This window comes from Delftia sp. NA_296.1, from assembly GCF_052692095.1.
This window is the reverse complement of the sequence record NZ_JBQZGF010000001.1, coordinates 70,904-91,952: the sequence shown is the minus strand read 5'-3', so window position 1 is coordinate 91,952 and position 21,049 is coordinate 70,904. Positions and strand designations below refer to the sequence as shown.

33 protein-coding genes and 2 tRNA genes are annotated in these 21,049 nt (G+C 61.1%); 2 read left to right on the top strand and 33 right to left on the bottom strand.

What is annotated here, in order from left to right; translation table 11 throughout:
• Positions 1–52: 52 nt before the first annotated feature.
• The 32 genes from ACUTR7_RS00515 to ACUTR7_RS00360 all read right to left on the bottom strand — a co-directional run bounded on the left by ACUTR7_RS00515 (position 53) and on the right by ACUTR7_RS00360 (position 19,548).
• Positions 53–580, bottom strand: a complete 528-nt coding sequence (locus ACUTR7_RS00515; protein ID WP_043791396.1) for a DUF2514 family protein — start codon at positions 578–580, stop codon at positions 53–55.
• Positions 580–1,161 (bottom strand): glycoside hydrolase family protein, encoded by a 582-nt coding sequence (locus ACUTR7_RS00510; RefSeq protein WP_445607840.1) that lies wholly within the window; start codon positions 1,159–1,161, stop codon positions 580–582. The genes ACUTR7_RS00515 and ACUTR7_RS00510 overlap by 1 nt, the downstream gene beginning before the upstream one ends.
• Complete coding sequence (locus ACUTR7_RS00505) at positions 1,158–1,481, bottom strand: holin (protein WP_034394424.1); 324 nt, start codon at positions 1,479–1,481, stop codon at positions 1,158–1,160. The genes ACUTR7_RS00510 and ACUTR7_RS00505 overlap by 4 nt, the downstream gene beginning before the upstream one ends.
• A 38-nt stretch (positions 1,482–1,519) precedes the next feature.
• The gene (locus tag ACUTR7_RS00500) at positions 1,520–2,065 is read right to left on the bottom strand and encodes a hypothetical protein (RefSeq protein ID WP_445607839.1); all 546 of its coding nucleotides are present in this window, start codon (positions 2,063–2,065) and stop codon (positions 1,520–1,522) included.
• A complete protein-coding gene (locus ACUTR7_RS00495) occupies positions 2,062–3,369 on the bottom strand; it encodes a collagen-like triple helix repeat-containing protein (protein WP_445607838.1) in 1,308 nt (435 codons plus the stop codon). The genes ACUTR7_RS00500 and ACUTR7_RS00495 overlap by 4 nt, the downstream gene beginning before the upstream one ends.
• A gap of 567 nt (positions 3,370–3,936) precedes the next feature.
• Positions 3,937–5,325, bottom strand: coding sequence for a phage portal protein (locus ACUTR7_RS00490; protein WP_445607837.1), 1,389 nt, complete (start codon positions 5,323–5,325; stop codon positions 3,937–3,939).
• Positions 5,318–5,536, bottom strand: coding sequence for a hypothetical protein (locus ACUTR7_RS00485; RefSeq protein ID WP_445607836.1), 219 nt, complete (start codon positions 5,534–5,536; stop codon positions 5,318–5,320). The genes ACUTR7_RS00490 and ACUTR7_RS00485 overlap by 8 nt, the downstream gene beginning before the upstream one ends.
• Positions 5,533–5,847 carry a hypothetical protein gene (locus tag ACUTR7_RS00480; protein ID WP_445607835.1) on the bottom strand — a complete coding sequence of 105 codons (315 nt, stop codon included), beginning with the start codon at positions 5,845–5,847 and terminating at the stop codon, positions 5,533–5,535. Before ACUTR7_RS00480 ends, ACUTR7_RS00485 begins: the two co-directional genes overlap by 4 nt.
• Positions 5,848–5,910: 63 nt before the next feature.
• Entirely contained in the window at positions 5,911–7,968 is a 2,058-nt protein-coding gene (locus ACUTR7_RS00475; protein WP_445607834.1) for a phage major capsid protein, read from the bottom strand.
• Positions 7,969–8,025: 57 nt separating this feature from the next.
• A complete protein-coding gene (locus tag ACUTR7_RS00470) occupies positions 8,026–9,726 on the bottom strand; it encodes a terminase large subunit (RefSeq protein WP_445608230.1) in 1,701 nt (566 codons plus the stop codon).
• Positions 9,719–10,204, bottom strand: coding sequence for a phage terminase small subunit P27 family (locus ACUTR7_RS00465; RefSeq protein WP_445607833.1), 486 nt, complete (start codon positions 10,202–10,204; stop codon positions 9,719–9,721). The genes ACUTR7_RS00470 and ACUTR7_RS00465 overlap by 8 nt, the downstream gene beginning before the upstream one ends.
• A 218-nt stretch (positions 10,205–10,422) precedes the next feature.
• The gene (locus tag ACUTR7_RS00460; RefSeq protein WP_445607832.1) at positions 10,423–10,809 is read right to left on the bottom strand and encodes an HNH endonuclease; all 387 of its coding nucleotides are present in this window, start codon (positions 10,807–10,809) and stop codon (positions 10,423–10,425) included.
• Between the two features lie 244 nt (positions 10,810–11,053).
• Positions 11,054–11,383, bottom strand: coding sequence for a hypothetical protein (locus tag ACUTR7_RS00455; protein WP_445607831.1), 330 nt, complete (start codon positions 11,381–11,383; stop codon positions 11,054–11,056).
• Entirely contained in the window at positions 11,380–11,757 is a 378-nt protein-coding gene (locus ACUTR7_RS00450; protein WP_445607830.1) for a hypothetical protein, read from the bottom strand. Before ACUTR7_RS00450 ends, ACUTR7_RS00455 begins: the two co-directional genes overlap by 4 nt.
• 502 nt (positions 11,758–12,259) lie before the next feature.
• Positions 12,260–12,445, bottom strand: coding sequence for a hypothetical protein (locus ACUTR7_RS00445; protein WP_445607829.1), 186 nt, complete (start codon positions 12,443–12,445; stop codon positions 12,260–12,262).
• A 15-nt stretch (positions 12,446–12,460) separates the two neighbouring features.
• Positions 12,461–12,533, bottom strand: a tRNA-Gly gene (locus ACUTR7_RS00440).
• 109 nt (positions 12,534–12,642) lie between these two features.
• Positions 12,643–12,728: transfer RNA gene (locus ACUTR7_RS00435), tRNA-Tyr, on the bottom strand.
• A 139-nt stretch (positions 12,729–12,867) separates the two neighbouring features.
• Positions 12,868–13,515 carry a hypothetical protein gene (locus ACUTR7_RS00430; protein WP_445607828.1) on the bottom strand — a complete coding sequence of 216 codons (648 nt, stop codon included), beginning with the start codon at positions 13,513–13,515 and terminating at the stop codon, positions 12,868–12,870.
• Between the two features lie 16 nt (positions 13,516–13,531).
• The gene (locus tag ACUTR7_RS00425; protein ID WP_445607827.1) at positions 13,532–14,107 is read right to left on the bottom strand and encodes a recombination protein NinG; all 576 of its coding nucleotides are present in this window, start codon (positions 14,105–14,107) and stop codon (positions 13,532–13,534) included.
• A complete protein-coding gene (locus tag ACUTR7_RS00420; protein ID WP_445607826.1) occupies positions 14,107–14,343 on the bottom strand; it encodes a hypothetical protein in 237 nt (78 codons plus the stop codon). The genes ACUTR7_RS00425 and ACUTR7_RS00420 overlap by 1 nt, the downstream gene beginning before the upstream one ends.
• A 136-nt stretch (positions 14,344–14,479) precedes the next feature.
• Entirely contained in the window at positions 14,480–14,986 is a 507-nt protein-coding gene (locus ACUTR7_RS00415; RefSeq protein ID WP_445607825.1) for an HAD domain-containing protein, read from the bottom strand.
• Positions 14,986–15,399, bottom strand: a complete 414-nt coding sequence (locus ACUTR7_RS00410) for a recombination protein NinB (RefSeq protein ID WP_445607824.1) — start codon at positions 15,397–15,399, stop codon at positions 14,986–14,988. Before ACUTR7_RS00410 ends, ACUTR7_RS00415 begins: the two co-directional genes overlap by 1 nt.
• Positions 15,396–15,605, bottom strand: a complete 210-nt coding sequence (locus ACUTR7_RS00405; RefSeq protein WP_445607823.1) for a hypothetical protein — start codon at positions 15,603–15,605, stop codon at positions 15,396–15,398. The genes ACUTR7_RS00410 and ACUTR7_RS00405 overlap by 4 nt, the downstream gene beginning before the upstream one ends.
• 38 nt (positions 15,606–15,643) lie before the next feature.
• Positions 15,644–15,904, bottom strand: coding sequence for a DUF3310 domain-containing protein (locus ACUTR7_RS00400; protein WP_445607822.1), 261 nt, complete (start codon positions 15,902–15,904; stop codon positions 15,644–15,646).
• Positions 15,901–16,080: a hypothetical protein gene (locus ACUTR7_RS00395; protein ID WP_445607821.1), complete on the bottom strand. Its 180-nt coding sequence runs from the start codon at positions 16,078–16,080 to the stop codon at positions 15,901–15,903. The genes ACUTR7_RS00400 and ACUTR7_RS00395 overlap by 4 nt, the downstream gene beginning before the upstream one ends.
• Positions 16,077–16,409 carry a hypothetical protein gene (locus ACUTR7_RS00390; protein ID WP_445607820.1) on the bottom strand — a complete coding sequence of 111 codons (333 nt, stop codon included), beginning with the start codon at positions 16,407–16,409 and terminating at the stop codon, positions 16,077–16,079. Before ACUTR7_RS00390 ends, ACUTR7_RS00395 begins: the two co-directional genes overlap by 4 nt.
• Complete coding sequence (locus ACUTR7_RS00385; RefSeq protein ID WP_445607819.1) at positions 16,406–16,852, bottom strand: hypothetical protein; 447 nt, start codon at positions 16,850–16,852, stop codon at positions 16,406–16,408. The genes ACUTR7_RS00390 and ACUTR7_RS00385 overlap by 4 nt, the downstream gene beginning before the upstream one ends.
• The gene (locus ACUTR7_RS00380) at positions 16,849–17,061 is read right to left on the bottom strand and encodes a hypothetical protein (protein ID WP_445607818.1); all 213 of its coding nucleotides are present in this window, start codon (positions 17,059–17,061) and stop codon (positions 16,849–16,851) included. Before ACUTR7_RS00380 ends, ACUTR7_RS00385 begins: the two co-directional genes overlap by 4 nt.
• Positions 17,058–17,870, bottom strand: a complete 813-nt coding sequence (locus ACUTR7_RS00375; RefSeq protein WP_445607817.1) for an ATP-binding protein — start codon at positions 17,868–17,870, stop codon at positions 17,058–17,060. The genes ACUTR7_RS00380 and ACUTR7_RS00375 overlap by 4 nt, the downstream gene beginning before the upstream one ends.
• Positions 17,870–18,775, bottom strand: coding sequence for a hypothetical protein (locus ACUTR7_RS00370; RefSeq protein ID WP_445607816.1), 906 nt, complete (start codon positions 18,773–18,775; stop codon positions 17,870–17,872). Before ACUTR7_RS00370 ends, ACUTR7_RS00375 begins: the two co-directional genes overlap by 1 nt.
• Positions 18,776–18,919: 144 nt before the next feature.
• Complete coding sequence (locus tag ACUTR7_RS00365; RefSeq protein ID WP_445607815.1) at positions 18,920–19,084, bottom strand: hypothetical protein; 165 nt, start codon at positions 19,082–19,084, stop codon at positions 18,920–18,922.
• A gap of 5 nt (positions 19,085–19,089) precedes the next feature.
• Positions 19,090–19,548: a phage regulatory CII family protein gene (locus ACUTR7_RS00360; RefSeq protein WP_445607814.1), complete on the bottom strand. Its 459-nt coding sequence runs from the start codon at positions 19,546–19,548 to the stop codon at positions 19,090–19,092.
• A gap of 165 nt (positions 19,549–19,713) precedes the next feature.
• Here ACUTR7_RS00360 and ACUTR7_RS00355 point away from each other — a divergent pair, with 165 nt between their 5' ends.
• Positions 19,714–19,947 (top strand): hypothetical protein, encoded by a 234-nt coding sequence (locus ACUTR7_RS00355; RefSeq protein WP_445607813.1) that lies wholly within the window; start codon positions 19,714–19,716, stop codon positions 19,945–19,947.
• Positions 19,948–20,039: 92 nt separating this feature from the next.
• Here ACUTR7_RS00355 and ACUTR7_RS00350 read toward each other — a convergent pair whose 3' ends face one another.
• The gene (locus ACUTR7_RS00350) at positions 20,040–20,261 is read right to left on the bottom strand and encodes a helix-turn-helix domain-containing protein (protein WP_445607812.1); all 222 of its coding nucleotides are present in this window, start codon (positions 20,259–20,261) and stop codon (positions 20,040–20,042) included.
• A 71-nt stretch (positions 20,262–20,332) separates the two neighbouring features.
• Between ACUTR7_RS00350 and ACUTR7_RS00345 the strand changes: the two genes are divergently transcribed.
• Positions 20,333–21,043 (top strand): S24 family peptidase, encoded by a 711-nt coding sequence (locus tag ACUTR7_RS00345; protein ID WP_445607811.1) that lies wholly within the window; start codon positions 20,333–20,335, stop codon positions 21,041–21,043.
• The last annotated feature ends 6 nt before the right edge of the window (positions 21,044–21,049 follow it).

Here is a 21,049-nt window from a genome sequence, read left to right as displayed (position 1 = left end):
CCTGCGTATTGCTCTGCCACGTACACGCCACTAGGTGGGCCGGCAGCCAGTTCTAATGAACTGCCTCGATCATCGCGCTACCGGCGTCATACGCTCGCTCGCAGGCGCTGCCTCGGGCTCTGGCATCGTCAGCAATGCGCGCCAGCGCTCCCGCTCGCTCGTCAGCGCGGCGCTGCAGCTCGGCGAGCAGATCGAGGGCGCCGGTGTCTGGCGTGCAGTGTCCGGCAGCGGCGCGAGCCTGGGCGGCGGCACGGTGGGCGGTGAGGTAGTTGGCGAGGTCGCCGCGCAGCCGGCCAGCAGCAGCGCGGGCAGCATCGGCATCCGCCGCAGCGCGCGCCAGGGCCAGGTCCGTGTCGCGTGAAAGAAAGTCGAGGCGTTCACGGTAGGCTCCTTCCCGTTGTCGATAGCGTTCGGATGCGTGCAGCGCGGCGGTGGCAGCGGCCTGGCGGTCGGTCGCCAGATCCGTGCGTGCCTGCGCTGCATCGCGCTCGGCGCCCAGGCGTGCCAGCGACTGCCAGACCAGCAGTGCCGCCAGCAGCAGGGCCAGCAACTGCCAGGCATGGGTGTGCAGGCGGGCCATCAAGGCTGGGCCTCCATGCAAGCCGCGTGGCGCGCCTGCTGGCGTGTCCACACGCCGCGGCACACCTTGTTGCCGGGTGCCGAGCAGTCAAAGCGCCAGCGCGTGGGCCGGCCTGCGCCATCCCATCGATAGGCGCTGAAGCCCTGCAAAGGCTGAGTGCTGGTCATGAATCGCCAGGACAGGTAGGACTGGCAGGCGCCGGCGTAGTCGCCAGCCCGTGTCTTGACCAGCATCGAGGAGCCGCGCCAGGCACCGCAGCCGTACTGGCCCGCGAAGTCCACGGCCTGGGCAAACTCGACTTGGTACACCCGCGTTTCGCCCAGCGAATCACGCACGCAGGCGCCGTACTGCTGCTCCAGCAGGTTGATGGCCAACTCGCGCGCCCGTTCGCGTGTGATGGGAGGGTCGGCCAGGGTCACGCGTGTGCCGTCCTCGTAGCGTGTGGCGCCATGGCCGATGGTTGGCACGTCGCCGCGCACCGGGATGATGGGCGCGGAGCTGAAACCCTCGGCAGCGATCCAAGACGCCAAGATGGCGGCGCCGATGCTCAGGCCAGCGGCAGAAACGCGGCCGGCGTTCATTCGTCCACCTCGAGCACACCCAAATCTGTGTCGTAGTGCTGCGCCGGAGCGCCTGTGGCTCGCATCAGGTCCATGCGCAATTGCCGCTCGGCATCCCTGCGCAGAAACTCTCGCTCCCTTCTGGCGTCATCAGCGCGCCGGAGCTTGTCGGCCTCACGCTTATAGAACCAGGTGATCAACAGGCCGATGATCGCCACCAGAGCCCCAACGTAGGCCGCGAGGTCTGCTGCAGACATCTTGCCGGCCACGGCGACAGATCCACCAAGGATCGTCGCCTTGTTTCCTGCCGCGCCAATGGCTTCGAGGGTTTCAGTTTTCATGCCCCGATCATTCCGGGGCCGGGCCTTTTCGGCGAACCCTACACGGGGGCCGCAGACCAGCCGGCCGCGACATCGATCTGGGACAGCGCCAGTGCGTCGTCGGCAGCGGCGTCGATCTGATCTTCGATACGCTGCCGCGTGCCCGTGAGCAGCCCGTGCACTTGGCGGTATGCGTCATCCTTCTCTCGGATGCGCTGGGCCAGCACCAGACGATCCAGCCCGCGCGCCAGCGCTGCAGCGTCGATCCAGGGCGTGACCGCCGCCGGGTCAGCCTCCAGCGCCCTCGCCTCCTCAGTCTGCACGGGCCAGCTCTCTCGCTCGCTCAGAGGGTATCCGGCTGCAATGACTTGCATGCGGCGTCGGTACTCAGCAGCCAGGGCTTGGCGCAGGCCTGCCGCAATCTCGACTGCCGGCTGCAGCTCGGCAGGTAGCGGCACGCCGCCGGCCGCCAGCCACGCGCGATACTCGACGGCATCGGGATTGGACGGCAGGCCTGGGGCATCGATCAATGGGATGGTTGCTCGCACGCCATCGCGCCAGCGAAATACGTGCCCCGCTTCGCTCGACAACTGGTAGCTGATCATGCGTATTCACCCCCGCTGGCCCTAGTCCCCGCCGCATTGCCAGGTAGGAAGCTGTCCCCCGCCCCATTCACGTTGATCATCGAATTGCCCGCAGTGGTGAACCGTGAACCGGTTGCGGAGCCTGTGAACGTAGGGAGCACTACACGCGCGTAGCTCAGCGAGCCAGCGTAGATAAATGCGGCCGCAAAGGATCGAGAGCCAGTAAGAGTGAACGCCACAAGTGTGGTGTCGAGGAAGCCGTTATCGAGGTTTGCAAAGGATGGGGCGTTGCCAATGATTTGCGCCGTGCCCGTGATGACGACTTGCCCCCTGAGCAGTGCAGCTACATGCGCGAAGGCGCACACCCCATAGATGTTGTCGGTGCCGGTGATGTACGCACCATTTGTGCCGACTAGCGCCGAGACAGATGACGACTGAAGCTGACATTTCGAGACCGTCACGTCCGTGCCTGTACCGGACGACGTGATGCAGCTTGCAGATGTCGATATGACCACATTGCTTGGGCTTGATGCGTTCCCAACAATCGACACCCTGCCATTTAGCGTTCTGGTGAATACAGCTGAGTCTGTGTAGGTGCCATCGGCAAGCTGGGCGGTCACAGTAAAACCACCAAAATCCATTTGAACGACCACTTCCGCAACTTTCTGCAGTGTGCGGAACGCCCCACCAGCCGTATTACTCAGTCCTGTATTGCTGTCGCTACCGTCGGTGCGGACGTAGTATGTGCGCGCAGCCGTTAGCTTTTCTCGGAATTGCCCCTGGAAAAACGACAGCAGTGATGCCTTCAGGCTCGACCAAGTCAGCTTTTTTAGAGAGAACGAGGCAGCGCTGTCTATGAGGGCCAGTTCGTCTGAGTCAGCTGGCGTTGGTTTCGCTGTTGCAGCATGAACGAGCGCCGCGACATCTCCTGCGCCACCTGTTGGACCGGTTGGACCCGTTGGGCCTGTTGTCCCTGTAGGACCAATGGCTCCATCATCCCCCTTGGGGCCAGTTGGTCCGATAGGCCCTTGATCGCCTTTGGCGCCTTGAGGACCCTGAGGCCCTGTTGCTCCATCAGCGCCAGACGGCCCTGTAGCGCCGGTTGCTCCAGTTGCACCCGCAGTCCCTTGCGCGCCACGCTGAACCCAGACTGCAGGGCCAACGCTTTCTAGCATCCACTCTGTCTTGTCGTTTGCCTGATAGGCGTACTTGCGCACATCGCCAGCCGAGACCGAAAGCGCCAGCCTGGCTGCCTCATCGGCCACAACCCAGTTGTGCGGCGCATGGATTTCTCCAGCGGGAATTACGGAGTGTTCAATCGTCATCCCTGCACCACATATTCACCGTTGACCGTTACCGGCACGCCATTCACAGTCACCGCATCAGCAGGGACAGGCCCAGAGCCGCCGAGCTTGATCTTGACCTTCATGATCTTGTTTCCTCGGAGAATGAGCATAGTGTCGCCATCCTCGACTGTGTCCGCTTCTGGGATTCGGCTCGGGAAGCCGGATCCACCACCAGCGCCAGAAGAACTTCCTGGCGGCCCTTTGAGATCTACCCAGTGCCCCCAGCCCCATGGCTGCTCAAAACGCAGCTTCGTGCCATCCCATTGATGCTCTGGCATCGGGCCGACTTCTCCGCGCTTTCCTTCTGGTCCAGTTGGTCCGCGTGGCCCTGTAGCACCCTTGGCTCCTTCCCTGCCTGCCGGACCTTGCAATCCTCGCGGGCCAGTTGTTCCAGTTAGCCCGATCTCTCCGGCCGCGCCTCGCTCGCCAGCGCGACCTGTAGCTCCAGTTTCTCCTGGGGCACCCTGAAGCCCTCTCGGGCCCGGTGGTCCAGGCGGCCCTATCGGCCCTTGCTCTCCTGGCGCTCCATCGCGGCCATCGCGCCCATCACGCGGCGAGGCCATCTTGCAGGGCCTTCACGAGCTGCGCGGTCATTTCGCGCGCTTGGTCTTCTGGAGAAGTCTGGACCTCTTGTGCGGGCTGATCGCTGACTTGCGGCGCGGGTGCTGGAGCGCTAGTACCGGACTCAATTTTGTTCTTATGAATCTCGCTGATCGGATAGTCCTGCTGTTGCATGTAGACCGTATCGCCGCCTTCGATGGGAGTCAGATTGACCTTCCTTCGTCCGTCATTGATCTTGAAGACCTTTGCCCGGATACCGGCCTCGATGGTTTCCATCTGGGTCTTGCTGTCCATCCGCATCAGGCCATCCAAGTCGAGATCCACGCCGCGCGTCACTCCATCGAGGCCCAGGCCATCATCCAGGCAGGCCTCCATCTCTTCAATGGGGGTCTGCAGGCAACTGGAGTAGTAGGCGCGGTCCAATGCTTCAATGTTGTTGTAGCTCGGCGTGTCGCCCACGCCGACTTTGTATGCAGGTACGTGGAAGACGGAGCAGATCCGCTCATCTGACCATTGCATGGTCTCGATCAGCTGCGAGTCCGTCGCCTTTTGACTCATAGGTTCGAATTTCATCCCGTCGCCCAGAACTGCAACCTTTCCGGAATTCACGCCCGAGTAGCCTGCATCCCAGGAGTCCTTGATGTCCTTGGCGTTCTCTGGAGTGATGTTCCCCGGGGCTATCAGAATGCCGCTGGGCGTGGAACTGTTGCCGAAGAAAGAGGCGACGTTGCGCTGGATCTTGATCCCGATGCCAGCCGCGATGGCCGCCGCATACAGTGGCGAGATGCCCACCAAAGGGTGGTACAAGCAGTTCATCCGGTCATGGATGATCTCGCTCGCTGGGACAGTTATGCTGGTTTCCGGCACGCCCGCCAGGTTGTCCTGGCTGAGCTGGTAGAACACCGATCCGTCATCAGACACCAGGGGCGTCACGCGGCAAGGGTCCAGCACGTAGAGCCGCACTACCATGCCGCGATTGTCACGCTCCTTCAAGGCGTAGGTGTTCCCGAATCGGAGCTTCGACATCATCCACCACTGCTTGAACTGGATGTGGTTCTGGTAGCGGTTGGGATTGCGCAGAGGGAGCCAGAACGGAGATGAGGTTTCCACCTCGGACCAAATTCCGTTGTCGTCCTTCTTCACCAGGCGTGCGCGCAGCTTCCCGATGTCGTTGGCGATCAAGGTGATGCAGGCATAGACGATGGGAGAGCACAGGACATCCTTCGCCTTCAGTTCGTCGTCGCGCTGCCAAGCGCCTGGGTATGGCTCGCTCACCCACGGGAACCAGCCGCGACCACTGCCCGGCACCGACGACAGCACGCTTTTGCTGCGCGCCGATGCGCCTAGAGCGCGGAGCAGTGAAACTTCAGCCATTCAGGCCCCTCTTGATGTATGCCGATGCGCCGAGCAGTCCAATGCCTCCCGCCATCAATGCCCAACCCAGGCCGAATTGCACATGCACGCCAGCCACGATGGCACCGATTCCAGCCAGGCCTATGGCGATGTGCCATAGCACGGCATTGGCGGCCATCTCGCGCGCCACGCCATACATGCCCGCAAGCATCAGTCGGATTTTCGAAATCATTGCGCCTCAGCCTCGCGAAGAGCTGCGCGCACCTTTTCAGCCCCAGCCGCGTGATGCACGGTGATGCCTCGCTCCTTGGCGATGGCGTGCAGCTCTTCTTTTCCCAGCGCGTCTAGCCCATCGTCCGCGACAGAGATGCCGACAGGCTCATGGGTGGGTTCAGCTTGACGCTGCGGTGCAACTGGAACGTCCGCACGGAGGTCACGGGTCATGTACGTCCCGCGCCCCATCCTGCTCAGCACCTTGGCATAGCGCTCGTGCATGACTTCCTCGCGCCCGCTCTTCTGGTGCGTGAAGGTAACTTTTGCCATGGAATCTCCTGTGGGTCTTGAGAAAGGAGCCCATTTCAGAGCCCCTTCCGCCAGACGGCTGTCTTAAGCGCCAGCACCCCAGTTCACGCCGGTCAGGTAGGCCACGGCGGTCGGACGGCGGCGCGCCCAGTTGATGGCCCGTTCGGCACGGAAGCCGACCAGGTTGCGCTGCCACAGGCTCACCATCACCGTCGATGCGGTGGTGGGGTTATCCGGCGCGTTGTCCATTTGCAGGGAGGCCTCGGTGGACATCGACAGATCAATTCCGCCTTCGTCGCCCAGGTAGATGTCGCTGGCGTTGACCAGCGCCACGATGGCGCCGCTGGAGTCGGTGGGCACGTACTCGGAGACGATCACCGGCAGGCCAAACAGCGTGCCACCCGTCATGGAGATTCCCGGGAACTCAGATTGACCCAGAGGGTTCTGCATCAGGCTCAGCGCCAGCGCAGTGGTGGCGGGCATCACCCAGACGCCAGACGTGGGCGCGTTGTTCGCTGCGATGAACGCCGAGAACAGGGCCTTGATGTCGGCACGCACTGCATCAGCGTCCGTGCCGCTGGACACGATGCCCGTCACATCGTTCAGGATCGATGCGGGAGACACGCCAGAGACGGCAGCCTTGGCCGGATCGATGAAGTCGATGTCCAAACGCTCGCGAAGAGCCGCCGCCAGTTGGTCGCGGATGATCACGTCAGCCGATGGCGAACTGTCGCGGATCACTTCCATGGTCGCCACTGCGATGTTGGCGACCTTCAGTGGCTCCAGCGTCGTGCGGTTGAAGTCGAACTTCGTCAGTGGCTTGGCTTGGCCTTCGCCAACCCAGTAGCCAGCGCCACCAGTCGTCTGGCCGATCAGTGGGACACGAAACGGCACACGACGCAGACCAGGCACGCCACCTTGGCCAAAGCGGCCGAGGATCGTCATGGGGCGCAGGAACTCCACGAAGTCGGCGAAAACGTTGGTCTCTTCGCCGACCAGCGCTCCGGCCCAGGTCGTGTCCGTTGTGGTGGCCGCAGGCACAGCGGCCTTGGTCACCAGCATCTGCGTGGCCTTGACGATGCCCTCGTTCTCGCCGAACAGGCTCTTGGCGATCTGGATGGCGTCGCGGTGTTCCAGGTGGCCCAGTGCCAGGCACTTGGCGGCGCGCGCGAAGGCGATGCCCTTTTCCAGCTTTTGCGTGTTCTTCACGCTGACGGGGCCGCCGCGCGATGCCGCCGCGGTTTCGTCGCTGGTGCCCACCACTGGGCGTGCAGTGGCCACAGCCGTCTTTTGCATGCTTTCCAGGCGCTTCAGGTGGGCGGTGACGCTTGCCACTTCGGCTTCGTGGCCGTCGAATTCTTCGGACTGGGCGGCATCCAGAGTGGTGCCGGCATCAGCCGCAACCTTCATCAGGTCTTCCATGGACTTCTGCAGAGCAGAGATTTTTGCCTTTGCGGCTTCGATTTGTTCAGCGATGTTCATGCTGTCCTTCCCTTTCTTTCGGGCATAAAAAAACCCGCCAGAGGCGGGCTGCTTTGGTGTTCCCGAAACGCCGGGAGGTGGTGCGGATTTCTCCGCTGGCTCGACGCCACTGCGCGCTTTGCTGCCAGACGAGGCGCGCGCTGCGGTGTCGATTGATTGAGCGCTGAAAAGCAATGCTGTCTTCTGGGCTTCGTCGCCCATGGACTTCCAGCCCTGGATGACCGCATCCGGCTGGGCTGGCACGGGGACTAGGCTAAGCTCCATGACCTCTGTCGAGAGGAACTTGTAGCCACCGCCCTTGAGGTTCTCCACGGCGCCATCCAGCACTCGGAACCCGATGCTTACTGCGGTGATAAGCCCGTGCTTTACCATGCCCCAGGCCTCGTCCACGCGATCCTTCAGAGTCCCGGGCTCTGTGACGATTGGAAGCCGCGCCTCAAAGGGGATGCCCTTCGACGTGGGTTTGCCGAAACTGGCACGGCCTACCGTCTTGGTTGAGTCGTGATACAGAAATAGTGGGATGTCCGCAGCCACCTGCACACCGAACGGGTCAACGACATCGAGCGTTCGGTCTGGACGGGGACTCGTCGCGATTCCTCTGATGATGCGCTGCTCGTTGTCAACTGCTTTGACTTCCAGCAGGCTATAGGCCTTGTTCATAGGCTCTCCCAAATGCAAAAACCCGCACAAGGCGGGTTCAGTGGTTTTGTTGCGCGTTCAGACGAAAAAGACGCCGTACTTTGTGGGCGTCTCGGGCGGCACCATCACCCGGCCTACGGCCATGATCTGGGCTACCGCACCGTCGATCTTGTTGTCGTTGCCCTGTTTGATCGGGCGCACAACGTCGTCATTCCCTGGCAGCGTCTTGCCAATCACGTTGGCCATGCACCAGGTCATGATGGGGTTGCCGTCGTGGTGGAATCGGCCGGATGCGATAGCTGCTTCCAGCTCCTTCATCGGATCCGACATGTTCGTGTAGTTCTGCGTGATGGTGATGGGGCTCAGCCCTTCATCATCAAGCTGATGCGCAAGGTTCGTCGCGCCATGCGGGTCAATCGGACTGGCCTGCACAGGATTCAGCCTGTTCGCTTCCTTGGCCTCTTCCAGGATCTCTCGGTAGTCAATCTCAGCGCCATCCGTCTGCGTCAGCAAGCCGGCATTCACCCATTTCTGAAACCGCTCCGCCATGCGGCGGTTGTCGGAGTTCATCACCGTATCTTCTGGCACCCAGAACTTTGGCGCCACACTGTAGTAGTGCCGCTTGCCGGCGATGTCGCGCCAGAAAAGCCTCGCCATGCTGTTCATGTCCAGCTTTCGTGCCAAGTCGAAGCCAAGCACACAGGGCTGCCCCTCAAACTTCTCCAGCGTCAGCGTCTCATCCTTCAGGGACTCCCACTGCGCGACGTTGAAGAACCCAGACTTCGCTGTCACCCATACGCCCAGATGCTTGGTCTTGAACGTGTTCGTGAAGCGGGCCTGCTGGATCGCGCGCCGCTGCTGGCTCTCCAGGTATTCCTGATAGACCGACACACCGATATTCGGGTTGGCCTTGGCCAAGACCGCGGGGTCCTTCCAGTCGTCCCCTTCGTCAATCGTCCAGATCCAACCGAAAAGCTCGTCGTTCGGGACCGTGCCCTCAAGCATTTCCACGACCTCGCGGCGCTTGTCATAGCACGGGCCTTCGATATTCGCGCCGGCCGTCGTGATGATGAACATCAGCGGCTGCTTGCGCGCGCCCATGCCGGTCAGCATCGTCGTGTACAGCACATCACTGTCGTGCTCGTGGTACTCGTCCACGATGGAGCACGACGGGCTGGCACCGTCACCAGGATTCCCAATGATCGGCTCGAACCGGCTGCCATCGGCAGGCTTGTTCAGGTTCGAGGCGTTGATCTCTATACCGGCAGCTTCCACCAGCATCGGCGAACGCTTGACCATCAGCCGCGCCGGCCGAAAAACCTCCCAGGCCTGCTTCTCAGTCGTGGCGCCGGAATACACCTCGGCGCCAAATTCGTTGTCCAGCGTGAACATCGCCAAACCAACGCCTGCGGCAATCACGCTCTTTCCGTTCTTACGGTTGACTTCCCAGTAGCTCTCGCGGAACCTGCGCAGGCCATCGCTCTTCCGCTTCCAACCAAAGGTGCAAGCCAGGCCAAACTTCTGCCATGGCTCCAGCGTCACCAGTTGCCGCTTGAACGCCCACTCGCCCTTTGTGTGTGGCAGCAACTCAATCAAGGCAATCTTGCGCTGGGCCTCCTTCTCATCAAAGAAGTACCGCGCATCCGCATCCTTGGATCGCTCCAGGTCATCAATGTGACGCTGGCAGGCCCGCTTCACGTACCGGCAAGCCGGGAATTTCCCGCCAACAACGTCCTGAGCAAATTTCAGGACTTCCGCTCCCAACCCGCTCTTAGCCATTGCCATTCAGCAGTTCGAAGAACGGGTTGCCATTGCCTTCCGGCTTCTTGCCAACAAGGCGCTGCCGGCTCGAAGGATCAAGGCCGAGCAGGCCGCCGTAACTCGCCATCATTGCCGAGGCCTCTTTGACAGCAGTCACTGCGGGATTCTTCACAATGCTTCCCTGCGCGGTGGCCACCGTCACACCATTCTTTCGGACCTCTTCCTGACCCATGCGGAACTGGTCATATGCATTGCAGTACACCTCAAGGTTCTGCACGTCAGTGGCCTGCATCACCTTCTGACCACACAGCAATGGCGCGACCGTTTCCCAAAGCTGCCGGCCGTACTCGCCCATCCATATCGGGCAGTCGATATTCGTGACCAGGCCGAAATCCGGCTCAGCCGTATTCAGCGCACGCTTCCCAGGATTTCCCGCCAGTTGCTTCTGAGCGACCGGCTTTGGCTTGCGACCTGATTTACCTGCGACCCCTGCCATAGGCTTCTCCGGCGCAATTGCCAAACTTCAAATTTCGCGGTGACAAAAAAGAGACTGGGGGCGCGGTGTCCTGGCTGGTCGCCCCTTGGTTCATGGGGCGCCCCCCGTGCCACCGGTAAAACGTCTCTATTTTACAACGTTCCACTTATTAAACGTATGATTTATGCAACATTTCCACAATGCGGAATTTGCACAGAGAATCATCAGCCTGAGCCGACCTAGCCTGCCTTGCGCCGCCTCAGATCCTTGTCCGTCTTCTCTGCGTGGCAGCCTGACTTGGTGCCGTCGGGAGCCTTGTGCATGCAGAGCAACTGCAGGTTGCCGTCGTCGTCCTTCCCACCCTGTGATATCGGGACGATGTGATCGATCTCGAATCGATCCGGCCAGTCAGTCAACTTCCCGCATATCGCGCAGTGCGGGTCCTGGGCAAACAGCCTGAGGCGTCGAGCCTGAGCCTTCCTGCCTCTCAGCCGATCCTCATGAGTCTTGCTGGGCCTTGCCCAAGCCTTGGCTTCTTCCTGATGCTTGTCGCAGTAGCTGTTCGCGTTGCGGTGCAGCTCTCTGCATCCCTTGTGGCAGCAGGGCCTAAGGGGTCTCTGGGGCATCCCTTGCCTCTTGCTTGCTCTGCTCCAGCAGGTCTCTGCCCTTTGGTTCCAGCCATGCCCACCATGGGCCCACTCCACACTCCAAGTAGCCGCGGCTGATAGCCCGCTCAATGGCTCGGTAGCACACCTTCTCTGGCTGGCCTGTCATCTTCATTAGGTAGCTGCCAGTGCTTGTATGGGCTAGCCCTGCATTTGCAGCTGCCTGGCAGCACTGCAGGCCAGAGATGTCTTTCGTGGCCATAGCCTAGGATTTCTTGCTGGACTGCAGACTGACGTTGATGGTTGGCTCCGTGCCTGCCACCGCAGCCCGGATAAAAGACCTCACCTCATCACTCAGGTCGGTCACTTCGACCACATTGACCTCGCCTTCATGCAGCGCGTCCACCTCAGGCGGGATCACGGCACATTCGATGGCTGCCTTCCATATACCGCCGACCTCAGCCACCAGCGTCAGCTTCGTGACATGGCTGACCTCTTGGTCTCCGCAGAAGATGCGGGTTCCCATGGCTGCATGGGCGCCGGTGCTGTCGCGCTGACCTGGGACGATGCGCAAGACTTTCGGCGTGTCGCTCATAGCGGCTTCCCATTCAACCCGACAGTGGGCGGCAGGTCGTCGCCCATCTCTCCATCCTGGGCCATGGCCTGGACAAGAGCTTCATTGCTCCGGGCGAAATGGTTGATCGCGGCGGTCTGTTCTGCCAAGGCGTTGATGAGAGCCATCATGTCGGGGCTTGGCCCCTGAGGCCCCAAGGGAACAATCTTTGGCAGACCCATCCCATGCGTCTCATGCAAATAGGCTTGCAGCACCCTTCTGTCATCTGCCATTTGCTCGGCACTACGCACCACTTGTTGATCTGCCAGGCTTGGTTTGCGCGGCGGCATCTCGGGTCGCTGGCTGATCGGAGGTGCTGGCGGGTTCTCTCCGTAGCGCCTGGTTTGCTCGCTCATATGCAATCCCTCGTGAACAACCTTGCGATCGATTCCGGCAATGGGTCATTTTCTGGAGTCTCGCCCCTGTATGTTCCCCATGGCGCCAGTTGAGCGAAACCGGCCGTCGGTCGGAGCTGCTTCTTCAGCTCCAGCCTTCTCTCGGCCATCAGTTTCTGATCCTGGTCTTTCAACAAATCTCCTAATGGCATTTGCCGACCTTTCCGCTGCAATCCTTGTCATCTTGGCCAGCCAGGCGCGGCGCTTTGCGCAGCCTGGGCAGGTCATGTTTGGCTCCGCAGGTGGTAGCGCAACATACCGTCCAACGAAGTTAGCACCGTGAATGCCCGGCTGAGGCAATGGTCCCGCACATGCTTCGGCACCGTCTTATCACCTGCATGCAATCGAATGTGCCGAGCGTATGCAAGCTGTCTATTGCTATGCTCTTTGGCCCAGGCAGGGAGGCCGCGTTTCTGGCATCGCCTGAGTAATGCTTCAACGCGGCGCAGATATTCAGAGAAGCTCATGCGGCTTCGGCTGCCACTTCATCCAGCCACTGCCACAGCGCATCAGCACCAGCCGCGGCGACTTCCTCGATGGGCAGCACGTCGGCGGTCTCTGCTGCGAGGCAGCCACCTGAGCGGTGAAGCAGCCCCCACTTCTGCAGGGCCTGGGCCAGTTGGGCTTTGGTGATGGTGCGGGTCTTCATGAGAACATCATGCTGTGGAGCGACCATGCGGAATCGAACCGCAGCTGCGCGGCTTGGAAGGCCGGCGACACACCTTGTGCTTGATCGCTGAATGGGTGCAGGGCCGACGCCAGAAGGAGCGGGCATGGATGGATTGGCGCGGGCCCTGCGGAAATGAGAAAGCCCCGACTGCGCGAGCAATCGAGGCTTTGGTGTTTTGGTGGATTTCCAGGGACTTGAACCCCGTTGTCTTTTGGACGGCGGATTTACAGTCCGCTGCAGTCGCCAGTGCTGCTCGAAATCCAAAAATCAGGGCGAGTTTCTCCATCGACATCTACCGCAGTCGCTACAGGCTTTGCGCCAGGCTGTTGCTACGGGCATTCGGCAGAGAGGTGCCGCGCGACAACCTTAGCAGGCAGTGCAATCGGCGAGTGCAGTTTAAATCAATGGCGAGTTGCACGCAAGCGTTTGGAGATGGAGAGGCGTGCGCGGCACACACAGTCGTCGATGAAATTGGCTGTGCGCCGGCCAATATCGCCGTGCGGAATGCGTGCATGGCCTGTGCCGCCGCAGGGCTTGCAGGTCTTGTTGCTCAGCCGCGCAGTGCCTGGGACGATCTCGAACTTGCGGCCATCACAAGAGCGACAGGCCTGCTGCAGCCACCAGATGACGACTGCGTTTGCCGTGGCGTGGGCGTCTTCCTCTCCCCACTTCTTGAGCTGATCCTCGACTTGCTGGACCACGGCTGGCAGCGTCTTGAGCTTGGAGCGCATCAGCAGCTGTTGTGTGGTGTTGTGCTCATTGCACTGTTCCTCGGCAAACTTCTTGGCCTTCGCCTCCTTCTCGCCGCCCTTTTCTGCGGGCGCGCGGTAGAAGTCTTGCCACTTCATCAGCCTGGGGTGCTCCGCGCCGTCGTACTCCGTGTGCAGACGCAGCAGTGCGCTACCGATGCGGGATTCACACCAGCCGGCCGCGGCCAGAACATCGGAGTCGGATCGCGGCGCACCCTCGCGCGTGTCGCACTTCAGATCCGAGGAAGAGACAGCCGTTGCATAGGCTTCGGCAATGGTACGGTGCTGGTTCTCGATCATGCGTGGCTCTCTTTCTTCAGTTGTTGCGTTTTTCGATGCGGCGCAGGCGCCTGCCCATCACTCGCTTGAATTTCTTGAGGTACTCGACGTCGTGCTTGACGAGCTGGTTCTGGGTGTAGAGCCAGTCCACCTTCTCATCGCCGATGCGGGCGCGGATGCGCGGCAGGTACTCAGCCAGGTTGCCGCTCAGGTGCTTGTTGCAGATGGAGCAGCCCTTGTGGATATTCCAAAGGTGGAAGCGCACAGCAGATGCGGCGCCCACGGAACGCAGGTGCGATGCGTGCCACTGGCCATCCCATCCGGGGCCGCGGTCACATGAGCAGCAGCCCAAGTGCTTGTCGCGCAGACGGACGATCTTGTTGATGATGTCCTGGCACTCGGACAGCCACTTTGCGCGCGGCTTGGCGGCATCCTTGCGCCGGCGAATCTCGGCCTTCTCGACCCGGGCGGCCATGCGCTCCTGCTTGAGGCGCTTGCGCTCGGCCTTGGCGCCCTCGGCTTCGGCATAGGCGTCGATGCACTCTGGATGGATGCGCTGGCCGGCTTCGAGCTTTCCTTTGCAGTGGGGGCAGCGTGTGCGGCGGAATCCCATCAGTGCATCCCCTTCGCGCGGCGCTCGGCCACCATCTGGCGCGCGATCGCATGCGCAGCGGGGCTGATCGGCTCCAGTCGGCGATCAGCTCGGCCATTGCTGTAGCCGTGCCAGTAGCTGCGGCTCTTCTGTGTGTGGTCAACCTCAATGAACCCGAGGCCAGCGCGATAGCCAGCTAGGCATTCATCGTCATTCAGTTCATCTAGGCTCGTAATGGGTTCTAGGTAGTCGCTCATTCCTGGCCCTCCTTCAGGCAAAGGAACCAGAACCCCGGCGCGGACACCAGGGTGCACACGGCCAATGCCCATTGCTTGCTCACGCAGGCGGCGAGGATGATGAATGCAGTGCAGATGCAGTACGCGGTTTTCATGCTCAGGCCTCCCATGCCAGCTTGGTTTCGCGCCAGTTGCGTTGGCGGACCTCACCAGAGAACGGCGACTCACCGAAGATCTGGCACAGGCGCGAAAAGTCGGCCCATGTCATGCCCTCGTGGCCACTGGTCTTGACGAAGTGCGGAGCCTGGCTGTCCAGCATGTCCGGGTCGTCATCCAGAATGGCGTAGTTGGTCACTTCGACGTGGTTGTCCAGCCAGTTCTGGATTTCTTCGCCGCGCCGGTGGGTTAAAGCCCACCCGCGGGGCGTGCAGTCAATGATCGGCAGGTCAAAGGCCTTGGCCACATCCTTGTAGTCGTGCGTCAGCCGCCAGGGGCTGGAGAGCACCACTTGGATGCCAGACGAGTCGCACAGGCGCTGCAGCAGCTTGATGGCCACCCAGTCAAACGCCTCGGTATGCGTCAGTTCATGGGTATAGCCACCATGGGCCACGCTTGTGCGGGTGCTGTTGAGCACGCCGTCAATGTCGAGAAACAGAACCCGCATCACTTCCCCTCCCACAGGTCATAGAACGTCACGCCGAGCTCGGAGGCGGCGTATGCCTCCACCCGGGTGCAGAACTCGGAGAACTCGGCGGTGGTCAGGTTGGCGCTGCTCTTGCCGATGACTTCGCCGTTGGGTAGCTCCACCACTCCGACGAACAGACGCTTGAACATCTCGTGCCACGTCTCGGCGTCGTACTGCTTGCCGTTGACGACCGCCTGCGCGGCCACCTGTGCTAGCACGCCCTGCCCCCAGTACCGCTTGTTCTGGGCCTTGGTGCGCCTTCGGCGCGTGACGGTCAGCACCCAGCGCCCGGAGCCCTGCAGCACTTGTTGCAGAAAAGGAAACAACTGCGCCTTGATGGCGACCCAGGCCTGCTGACGGCTGAACAGCTCGATTTCGAGGCGGTCAGTCATTGCGATCCTCCTCGCATCAGGGAGCCCGCGACAACACCAGCTAAGGTTGCAATCAACATGTTGGAGCGGTGACGGTCTTTCTTTATGGCCGATCTTTCCGACTCAGACAGCGATTCCATCCATGCGCGCTCCTTGGCTTCTTCCGCGGAGCGCTCCTCCTTACGCTTTCGACGCTCTTCCTGGTCTGCCAGGATGGCGGATGCCACGCGCTCTGCTTTCGTGCCTCGTTGTTTTGCCTGACCCATTACTGAGCCCCCTTCCCCGCCCGCACCATGTCTGCGAGCTCGTCAGCGGGCTTGATGCCGTACTGCAGCTCCAGTGCCAACTGGGCGTAGTGGATGACCTTCTTCAGGTCCTCGGCGCCGTTCTTGGCCTTGTGCCGTGTGGCGTACTTCACGATGTTGCCCTGGAAGAAATCAAGGCCGTTGGCGTGGATGTACTGGATGGGCTGGATGGCGCAGCCCTTGTAGTGGTCGCCGCCTGTTTGGGTGTTGAGGGCGCTCATGCTTGCTCCTTTGGCGCCCTGGTGCGCTGTTCAGGCCACGCTGCTTCGCGGCATGCATTGATCGCCTCGGCTGTGGCCGGCTCTGCAGCCTGGAGGCAATACTGGAACAGGGCGCGCTGCTGATCGACATTGCAGCCAGTCAGCAGGATGGCCAGCAGAAGAATTTGTGCTTTCATGCGGCCTCCTTCGGCGCCTGAGCCGCAGCACAGCGCAGGATTGCGAGCCTCATGCGGTCTGCGCGCTGGGATTCGTCGGGTACGTCTTCCATGAACAACTGGACGGGGCTCGACACTCGGTTATCGACCTTGGCGCATACCCACGGACGATTGCAGCTTGGCGGGTTGTGCTCCACGCTGATGCGCAGGGCGGCTGCAAGTTGGAGGCTTTGCCCACTGTCGACGCGCGGGTTCCAGTAACCGCATTCCACCAGCGGTAAGAACGTCGGATCTTGGTCGTGCCCGCAGGCGCGGCCGGCAGCGACCAGCATTTCGAAGGGGGTGCTCATGCTGCGCCTCCGTTCTTGGCTGCTGCCATGGCGGCATCGATGGCGGCATCAGCGGTAACGCCAGAAAATGCCCATGCGAATTCTTCATCGTCTCCAGCCGCGATGTACGGAAACTGGCTCTTCACGCCGTCTGGCCCGTTGTGGAAGTCGCGCAGCCAGCGATACCGCTCCGCATCGGCGCGCAGGGCCTTGTTCGCTGCGTCCAGCGCCTCAATTCGGGCGCGCAGCACATCGGCGCGGTGCATGCCGAGTTCTAGCGCCTGGGCCGTTTCCTGCACCCAATCAGTCTTGTCGTGCCACTCGTTGAAAGCGAACTCCAGTGACTTGACGCGTGCGTCCAGGCGGCGCAGCTCGGCAGCTGCCTTTTGAGTTCCGCGATGACCGTAGATCTCCAGCGTTTCCGCCAGCCTCAGCGCTTCGCTCTGTGTCTCTGTCTTGCTCATTGCCCCACTCCTTTGTTGATCAGTGAAAAGTGCCAAACCCCGAACTTGTCTGCGTCCTTTGCCTCTGGCCTTACGCGACCTGTGCGGACTGCTCTCTCTGCTTCGTTCTGGTCCACTGCTGTGGTCTTGCCCTGCTTGACTGTGTAGAAGCCAAAGCCCTCGCGGTAGCGAAGCACTGAACCGTTGCGCAGTTGGCCGATGAGCGTCATTGCGCGGCCCTCCCTCGATGGCTATCCCATGTGAAGGGGATGACCTTGCCGCCGTCCTCGCGGATGCGATCCATGACGCGCTCGCCCAGGAATCCAGCGATCTCCTGCTTGGTCAGGTTAGACAGGAACAGCGTGGGGCGGCGCCGCTCGTATCGCTCGTTGAGCACGTCGAACAGGGTGTTCTTCTCGAAGTCGCTGCCGAACTGCACGCCGACCTCATCGAGGATCAGCAGGTCGGGAGACACCAGCGCGGCGATGGCCTGGGACTCGCTGACTTCGGAGCCCTTCACCCATGTGTCCTTGATGCTGCGCATGGCGCGCAGGACAGTGATGAACAGGACGGATGCCCTGTGCAGGCGAATTGCGTGCTGCCCAATGGCGCAGGCCAGGTGCGATTTGCCAGTGCCAGGCCGGCCCAGGAAGATCGCGCTACGGCCCGTCTTCATGATTGCAGCGAAGTCCTCTGCATACCTCGTGGCGAAAGTCAGCGCCGCGCGCTGCTCAGGCGTTTGGGCGTCGTAGTTCTGCAGCGTCTTCGAGGTGAAGCGCTCGGGGATTCCGGCCCGGTCGATGGTCATCCACATCGACGCCTCGTAGGCTTGGCGCATCGCTTCGCGCTTCTCCTGCTCTTCGGCTTCCTCGCGCTCACGGCGGCACTCAGGGCAGCCGGCGAAGCGGTCTCGGAACAGGTGGCGCGCTTGGTAATCGCCGTGCTTCTCGCATGTGCGGGGCTCGAATCGTGGCTCGGCATTGCTGAGGGCAATGGCGATATCCGCCGATTTGTCTGCCAGGGATTGAATGGACTTCATCACACGCCCTCCACGCCGTAGCCGTAGTCCCTTTCGGAGAAGTTATCCGGCTTGGGCATGCGCTGCCCAGTCGCCCGGACACTCGATCCTTCGCGGTTGGCGTACCAGCTCGCCTTGAACCCCTGCCAACCAGCGGAGCAGCAGCAGGCAATTGCGTCGTTCAGCGATATGCCCGCAGTCGCTGCCTCGGTAGCAATGCCCTTCAGCGCGGTGTCCGTCAACGGAGCGCTCTTAGCCTTGCGCAGCGCGATGAAGTCGGTCCACACCTTCGGGTCCACGTCATCAGGTCGGCTCGCCTCGGTGGTAGCGCTGCGCTTGCGCGGCGCCTTGTCTTCAACTGGAGACGGAGACGGAGACGGAGACGGAGACGGAGACGGAGACGGAGACGGAGACGGGGCACAACCAGAACCTGCCAGTGGTGTGCCAGTGGCACTATTTGGCATATCGTTGGCACAGTCTTGGCTTTCCTGTTGCTTGCCAGTGGCACCGCCATCAGCAGCGAAGCCGATGCGCTTGGCGTATTCGGGCATCAGGCGGGCAGCCTCCTGGCGTCCGTGTTGCTTGCACACAGCAGCCCAGCGGCTCTTTTCGGAGCGCGCATCGGCGCCAGCGGCCCATGGGTTGTGCTCTTGCCAGTCATGGACCTTGCGCGCGCCTTCCTGGCCGTCGATGAAGCCGACTTCAACCAGCGCGCTGATGAACGAACCTTCCTCGCCATCGAAGTCGATGGACAGCTCCAGGTCTTCATCTGACAGGCCAGACAGATCGCCATCGCTGCGGTTGGATGCCACCCATAGGAACAGGCGAACCAGATCCCACGCACCGGCCTTTCCCAGCCGGCGAATGAGCTTCTTGGTTTTGGGATGGCTGGGCAGCAGAACTGACAGCCTCGCATCAAGTGACATTCGATTCCTCTTGTGCGCTGGCCCCGCGGGGCCATAAAATGCGCATGTGTTTTCGTGAACCGTCTGAATCCCGGTTGCCGCCGAGACCAGACTCCTAGAACGCCTGCTAGCTCTCCAGCTGCAGGCGTTTTTGCTTTTGTCCTTTCATATCGATGCCTTTCGCATGGCACTGCGCCGGTCGTTCTCGGCCTGGCTGATGTGCCGGCCAACGACACGGAAGTAATTGCAGGGAGTCAGCGCGCCCGGCTTGTACGGCTTGGCGCCGGCCATCACGGACTTGCTGGGGATGTGGAATGCGGTGGGCTTCATGAAGATCACTCCGCGCGGCCTTCGTTGTCCTTGGCGTGGCGCGCGTTAACAGCGGCACGCAGGGCAGTCAGCTTCTCGATGGCCTGCTGGATCTCGCGGTCCACGCGACGACGGTCGTTGTCCGACATGTGCTGGTCAGACAGGGACATGGCGACCTCAGAGACCACGTCTGCCATTTCCTTGGAGCTGTCAGCAGCCAGCATGTGCAGGCACGCAGATGCCACCGTGGCCGGCGATACGCACGCGGCATCCACGGCACTCTTGAAGCCCGAGCAATCAATGCCCTGCTCGCTTAGCATCTCCACGATCTGCTGGGTGTCGCTCAGGCCCAGCTTGTGAGTGCTGGAGGTGTTGGCCAGCTCCTTGCGCAGCACTTCGTCCGACTTGCATAGCCTCAGCGCCACGGCGGGGCGGCCTCCGGGGTACTGGTTGACTGCTGTGCGCAATGCATCGATCCACATCATTTGTCTGTTCTCCGGTCTAGTTGGACGTTGCCGTTTCAGCGGCTGGGGGCGAAACTGACGTCATGCAGAGAGCAAAGAGTCAGTTGATAGGGAGGTCTGGTGCCCGCACCCTCCTGGGGCAGAATGGAAGTTCCTACACAACCATCCCCAGGAGGGGCAGACAAAATGGAATTCCTTGGCACACCATTTCTGATACAGAACACCACCGAGGGCTGGCAAGTCACCTGGGACCATGCAGTCCAGTCGACGTCCAATGGAGAAACCAAGGAAAGTGTTTCTTTCACGGTGGTCATCCCACGAAGCGCGAACCTGACGGTCGCGGAGGTGCAGACGTTCGCAGTGAAGCGTGCAATGGAGCTTCTTCAAGTGATTGCGAAGAAGGGGAAAGACGTCCAGTAGCCCCGCAAGAGCAGTACCACCTCTGGAAGTCTTCAGCCAGCCATGTCGCGTGGATCTCCACCATGGCTTGACATCGAGGGCAGCTACGCGGCTCATGCATGGCTGCTCTCCTTGGTAGATGCAGGAGGCTGAGGCTTGCGCCGCACCTTTGCGCGGTGCAGCTTGGCGAGGCTCAAGGCCACATCTGCCGCAGCTGGTATGTCTCCTGCCTCCCAGCGTGAGATGAGCGACTGCGACACACCCAGCTCGGCAGCGATTTGAGCCTGCGACTGCTGTTCTCGCAGGTCTTTGATGTGGCTTTGGATTTGACTCATGCACTCATTATGCATAACTGCATGACTTATGCAAGTCAGATTTGCATGATGTGTGTGGAAAATTGCGACTTATGACACCCGGCGACCTTCTCCAGGCCTTGATCAAGAAAAGCGGCCTTCCTTCGGCCAACGCTTTGGCCAAAGCGATCTCAGACTCCACAGGCGGGGCGGTTGGCCCTGGGGGCATCCAGTCGGCCATAAGTCGATTGCAGAAAGGCAACATCCCCAAGACTGAAACGCTGAAACCGATCGCCAACTACTTCGGCTTGGATGCGGCTGCCTTCCAGACAGATGAATCCGCTTTGAAGTGCGCAACTGAGCTAGGATTGGCGAAGCAACAAGAGGACGAGACCGAGTACGCGGGTCGTCCTAGGCGTCAACGGGGCATGGTCCCCATCGTTGGGACGGCGAAGATGGGACCAGAAGGCTTCTATGAGGAATTCAGCTCGATCCCGGGGGCTGGAGATGGAGTAGTTGATTACTACAGCGACAACGCCAATGCCTACGGCCTCCGCATGAAGGGGATGAGTATGTTCCCCGCCATACGCGACGGCTGGTATGTCATTGTTGAGCCGAACGATAGCGTGTCAGAGGGAGAATACATTCTCATCAAGATGCGTAACGGATCAAAAATGGTGAAGGAGCTTCTCTTCCGAAGGTCTGACTCTATTGAGGTCATGAGCGTGAACGGCGGGGAGCGCATGACGCTTGACCTTAGGGATATAGAAGACTATCAGCCTATTGGGGCAGTTGTTCCGCCAAGCCGCTGGCGAATGCCATAAAGGAAT